The sequence below is a fragment of the Amnibacterium sp. genome, from assembly GCF_025463795.1.
Classification (GTDB): domain Bacteria; phylum Actinomycetota; class Actinomycetes; order Actinomycetales; family Microbacteriaceae; genus Amnibacterium.
In genome coordinates this window covers 1-3,034 of sequence record NZ_JAODBE010000180.1, presented here as the reverse complement: position 1 = coordinate 3,034, position 3,034 = coordinate 1, and the positions used below count along the sequence as shown (strand labels likewise).

The 3,034-nt window shown below is 76.2% G+C and carries 3 protein-coding genes; 1 reads left to right on the top strand and 2 read right to left on the bottom strand.

Features of this window, described 5'->3' with window-relative positions; genetic code table 11:
* Window positions 1-253: 253 nt before the first annotated feature.
* The gene (locus tag JWQ92_RS15360; protein ID WP_297345337.1) at window positions 254-1,363 is read left to right on the top strand and encodes a glycosyltransferase family 9 protein; all 1,110 of its coding nucleotides are present in this window, start codon (window positions 254-256) and stop codon (window positions 1,361-1,363) included.
* A gap of 101 nt (window positions 1,364-1,464) precedes the next feature.
* On the opposite strand, the gene JWQ92_RS15355 is transcribed toward JWQ92_RS15360, so the two are convergent.
* Window positions 1,465-2,190 (bottom strand): 3-keto-5-aminohexanoate cleavage protein, encoded by a 726-nt coding sequence (locus JWQ92_RS15355; RefSeq protein ID WP_297345336.1) that lies wholly within the window; start codon window positions 2,188-2,190, stop codon window positions 1,465-1,467.
* A 50-nt stretch (window positions 2,191-2,240) separates the two neighbouring features.
* Entirely contained in the window at window positions 2,241-2,948 is a 708-nt protein-coding gene (locus JWQ92_RS15350; RefSeq protein WP_297345335.1) for an SDR family oxidoreductase, read from the bottom strand.
* Between the last annotated feature and the right edge of the window lie 86 nt (window positions 2,949-3,034).

Genomic DNA, 3,034 nt, shown 5'->3' with positions numbered 1-3,034 from the left:
GCGGCGCGGCGCACGGCGGCGGCGACCTCGGCCGGTCCGGCGGCCGCGTGCTCGCCGACCGGCTCCCCGGTCGCGGGGTCGACGATGCGGATCGTGCCGGTGGAGGGTCGCGTGTCGGGCGCCGTGTCGAGGGTCATGCGGTGATCGGCCTCTCGGATGCAGGTCAGGGCGGAACCAGCCTAGGAACGGCTCGGCAGGCAGGACTGGGCGGGCGCTGAGGGAACCCGGAACGACCGCCAGGAAGAATGCGGAGGTGATCAGCCGCTCCATCGGCCGCCCCGCCGACCCGTTCGACGACGTCGCTCGCATCGCCGTCCTGCGCGGCGGCGGCCTCGGCGACCTGGTGGGCGCCCTGCCGGCGCTCGCGGCGCTGCGGGCCGCGTATCCGGGCGCCGCGATCACCCTGCTCGGCATGCCGGGTCACGCCGCTCTGCTCGAGGGCCGGCCCGACTCGCCCGTCGACGAGGTGGTCGTGCTGCCGCCGCATCCGGGTGTGCGGGACGGGGAGACGGATCCGGACGCCGTCGAGGCCTTCTGCGCCGCGCTGCGGGAGCGCCGGTTCGACCTGGCGGTGCAGGCGCACGGGGGCGGCCGCAACTCCAACCCGTTCGTGCTGCGCCTCGGAGCGCGCCACACGGTCGGTACACGCACCGAGGACGCGGTCCCGCTCGAGCGCAGCATCCCGTACCGCTACTACCAGCACGAGGTGCACCGCTGGCTCGAGGTCGCGGGGCTCGCCGGCGCGCTGCCCGTGGCGCTCGAGCCGGCGCTCACCGCGACCGCCGAGGAGCGGGTGGCCGGGCGCGCGCTGCTCGGCGAGGGCCCGGCCGTCGTGATCCACCCGAGTGCCACCGACCCGCGCCGGCGGTGGCCCGCGCAGCGCTTCGGCGTGGTCGCGGCGGCCCTCGCCGAACGCGGCGTCGCGGTGGTCGTCGTCGGCGACGGCTCCGACCGGTCGATCGCCGAGGAGATCGTGCGCGCGGCCCACACCGCGCTGCCCGAGCCGCACCGCGGGCGGGTGCGCGCCGCGGCGGGCACCCTCGATCTGCGCGGCCTCGTCGGCGTGCTGGCGGAGGCCGACGTGGTGCTCGCGAACGACTCGGGTCCTCGGCACATCGCCCAGGCGCTCGGCACCGCGACTGTCGGGCTGTTCTGGTTCGGCAACGCGGTGAACGCGGCCCCGTTCGCCCGCGGCGATCAGCGGATCCTGCTCGGCTGGGCGACGCGCTGCCCGGTGTGCGGTGCCGACGTCACGCAGGTCGGCTGGACCGCCGAGCGCTGCCCGCACGATCCCTCCTTCCTCACGGACATCCAGCCGGAGGCGGTGCTCGGCGAGGTGCGCTCGCTGCTGGCCGGGGCCTAGGGCCGGCCGTCCGCCGTTCTCAGGAGCGGCGTCCGCCGTTCCGGACGGGTGAGCGCGGCGCGTCGCGCCGGAGGTCCTGAGACGGCGGAAGCGCCGGTGGCTCAGTCGCCGGGCTCGCCGGCGCCGAGGGCGCGGGCCGCCGCGACCAGGGCCGCGTTGTCCGCCGCGACGGATCCGTCCGGCAGCAGCAGGCTGTCCTCGAAGCCGATGCGGGTGTCGACCCGCCGCCGCACGGCGTCCTCGAGCAGCGCCCACGTCGCCGCCCCGTCCCCGTGCTGCAGGCGCGGCACCTCGACCTGGCCGCGGTCGAGCACCTCGTGGATGGCCGCCACCACCGCGAGCTGCTCGTCGGCCTCGCCGCGGATCGGCTCGACGAGCACCCGCGTGATCCGGGAGGCGAGACCGGAGGCCAGCAGGGCCTCGGCGTCCTCGACGCTCCAGACGCCCGCCTCCACGCCGATGGCCGCCCCGAGCGCGGCGTGCGCGACGTCGAACGCGCCCGCCTCGGCGACGTTCACGGACGCGTAGTCGGGCTCGTGCCAGTGCTGCACGCAGGCGACGCGACGCCGGGTCTCACCCTCGATCCAGGCGCCGGTGGTCACGCCGACCGGCCAGCGGGTGCCGTTCCGCACCGCGGCGACGGCCGTGTCGACGACGTCGGGATGCATCTGCTCGCGACCCGCACGGTCCCGCGGATGCACGTGGAAGGCGCGGGCGCCCGCCCGTTCGCAGGCCTCGGCGTCGGCGCGCAGCTCTGCCGGCGAGACGGGGACGGCCGGGTGGTCCGCCTTCGTCATCGAGCCGTTCAGCGTCGCCTGGAGGAGCATGCTCCGACGCTAGGTCGCCATCCTGATCGTCCGGTCAGGCTCGCCGTGGGTCAGGGCCAGGACGGCTCCTCCTCGTGCATCACCGACAGCTCGCGGATCTCGGACCCGCGCGGCGAGGAGAGCGCGAAGACGACCGCGTTCGCGACGTTCGCCGGGTCGTTCAGGTTCGCGTCCTCGCCCGGCGCGTACTGGGCGGTGCGCCCGTCGAAGAAGCGGGTCTTCATCCCGGCGGGGATGAGCGTCGTGACGCCGACGCGGCCCCGCGTCTCCGCGGCGAGCGCCCGGCTGAAGCCGATGACGCCGAACTTCGAGGCGGAGTAGGCGGTCGCGTCCGACACGGCGCGCACACCGAGCGACGACGAGACGGTCACGACCCGTCCGTGGCTCGCCTCGAGCGCGGGCAGGGCGGCGCGGACGACCGCGGCGGTGCCGAGCAGGTTCACGGCGATGACGCGCTCCCACACCTCGCCGGGGATCTCGTCGAGCCGCCCCGGCTTGTCGATGCCGGCGGCGGTGACCACGGCCTCGAGGCCGCCGTGCTCCTGCACGATCCGCGCGACGAGGGCCTCGACGTCGCGGGTCGCCGTCACGTCGCCCTCGTAGGCGGAGTACGGGCTGCCGTCGATCTTCAGGTCGAGGACGATCGGGGTGCCGCCCCCGGCGGCGACCGCGTCGGCGACGGCCGCGCCGAGACCGGAGGCGCCCCCGGTGATGAGCGTGCGGCCGAGCGGGGTCGGGGTGGTGGCGGCGACGGGCATGCGGGTCCTCCTGGACGCTGGTGGTGGAGCGGGCTTCGAGCGGGGTCAGCCGACCGCGGCGAGCGCGGCGGCGAGCTTGGTCGTGG

Bases quoted from the DNA above. Each gene is read 5' to 3' on its own strand.
- JWQ92_RS15355 (WP_297345336.1), bottom strand. From the start codon at position 2,190: ATGCTCCTCCAGGCGACGCTGAACGGCTCGATGACGAAGGCGGACCAC.
- JWQ92_RS15350 (WP_297345335.1), bottom strand. From the start codon at position 2,948: ATGCCCGTCGCCGCCACCACCCCGACCCCGCTCGGCCGCACGCTCATC.